3 protein-coding genes are annotated in these 1,275 nt (G+C 76.9%); 1 reads left to right on the forward strand and 2 read right to left on the reverse strand.

Annotated elements, in window-relative coordinates; translation table 11 throughout:
- Nucleotides 1–226: 226 nt before the first annotated feature.
- On the reverse strand, nt 227–394 hold the full coding sequence (locus ABEA77_RS27205) for a hypothetical protein (RefSeq protein WP_345652987.1): 168 nt from the start codon (nt 392–394) through the stop codon (nt 227–229).
- Nucleotides 395–817: 423 nt separating this feature from the next.
- Here ABEA77_RS27205 and ABEA77_RS27210 point away from each other — a divergent pair, with 423 nt between their 5' ends.
- Nucleotides 818–991: a hypothetical protein gene (locus ABEA77_RS27210; RefSeq protein WP_345652990.1), complete on the forward strand. Its 174-nt coding sequence runs from the start codon at nt 818–820 to the stop codon at nt 989–991.
- Here the strand turns inward: ABEA77_RS27210 and ABEA77_RS27215 are convergent.
- The coding region (locus ABEA77_RS27215) for a mycothiol transferase (RefSeq protein ID WP_345652993.1) at nt 988–1,275 on the reverse strand (288 nt) is incomplete at its 5' end. The two genes, ABEA77_RS27210 and ABEA77_RS27215, sit on opposite strands and share 4 nt — an antisense overlap.

The raw sequence follows: 1,275 nt of genomic DNA on the forward strand, positions 1-1,275 counted from the left end.
ACCGCCGACCGCCGACCGCCGACCGCCGACCGCCGACCGCCGACCGCCGACCGCCGCCTGCCGCCCGCCGACCGTCTTCGCCTGCTGCTGCCGCTGCTGCTGCCGCTGCCGCTGCCGGCCGCCGTCCGCAGGGCCTGGACGCAGGGCCCTGGACGCGGCGAGGGGCCGTCCCGGCGCTGCCGGGGCGGCCCCTCGCCCTTGTGGTGCGGGTCGCGTTCCGCGACCGTCAGGCGCCGGTCCGCGCGGGACGGCGGTGCCTGCCGTGCGCCTGTGCCGTCGAGTCGTCCGCGGGCGCGGCCTCCCCGCGGTGCCGCGCGTGGTTCCCGGCTTCACCCTGATCGGCGGCCGCGGTCTCCGGACGCTCCTCGATGGTGTCGTTTCGGGTGTCGGACATGGTGGGAAGTCACCCCGTCGTGGTCGCTGCTTGTGCTGGCGCAGGGCTGCGCGTGATCCGCGACGGCCGCCCACCACAGCGGCCGCACCCTCGGCGCGGCGGCCCATGGTGTCCGGTGGGCACGGCCGCGTAACCCTGGGCGAATTCTAGCCATGCGTCCCCGGCCCGGCTCGCTCCCGCCGGCCGCGGGCGCCCTCGGCGACGCCGTCGCCTCGCCGCCTGCCGCGTGGTCCTCGCCGTCGTCGGCGAGTTCGGCTCCTGCCTTCCTGTGCCTTCCTGCCTGCTCGCCGCCCGCGCGGCGGGGGGAACGCCCGGAGGTCGCGCTGCGCGTGGGCACCCTGGCGAACGCGCGCGGCCTGACGCAGCCCGTCGCCCGTCGACGTCGGGTGCTCCGCGGGCATCGCCACGCCCACCGTGTGCACCGTGCCGGTCACGGTCGCGCTCGTCATCACGGTGGTGGCAAGCCCGCTGCTGACACTCAGGGACCACCGGGACCGCGGGCGCGGCAGGCAGGTCTGGACGGCCGCGCGCGACCCGCTCGCCGGCCCCGCCGACACCGACGCCCAGCCTGCGGACCTCCCCGGCCGACGCTCCTAGACGCCGGTGCTGCCGTCGATGCTCTCCCGGATGATGTCGGCGTGGCCGGCGTGCCGGGCGGTCTCCTCGATCATGTGGAGCAGGACCCACCGCAGGTTCCGGTGCGCGAGTTCTGGCCGCGCGCACGGGGCGTCGAGCGGGAGGCCAGCGGTGATCTCCCGCGAGGCGGCCACCTGCTCCTCGTAGTAGGCCGTCCAACGCCCCACCGTGTCCTGCTCGTCGACACGGAAGTCCTCCTGACCCCAGCGCGGGATGTCCGCGGGGGACCACTCGCCGCCGAGCGC

Origin of the sequence: Streptomyces tremellae, assembly GCF_039540215.1 — a bacterium.
In the GTDB taxonomy this organism is placed as follows: Bacteria; Actinomycetota; Actinomycetes; order Streptomycetales; family Streptomycetaceae; genus Streptomyces; species Streptomyces tremellae.

What these genes read in the sequence shown, in the direction of transcription:
- ABEA77_RS27205 (WP_345652987.1), bottom strand. Translation starts at nt 394, where the DNA reads ATGTCCGACACCCGAAACGACACCATCGAGGAGCGTCCGGAGACCGCG.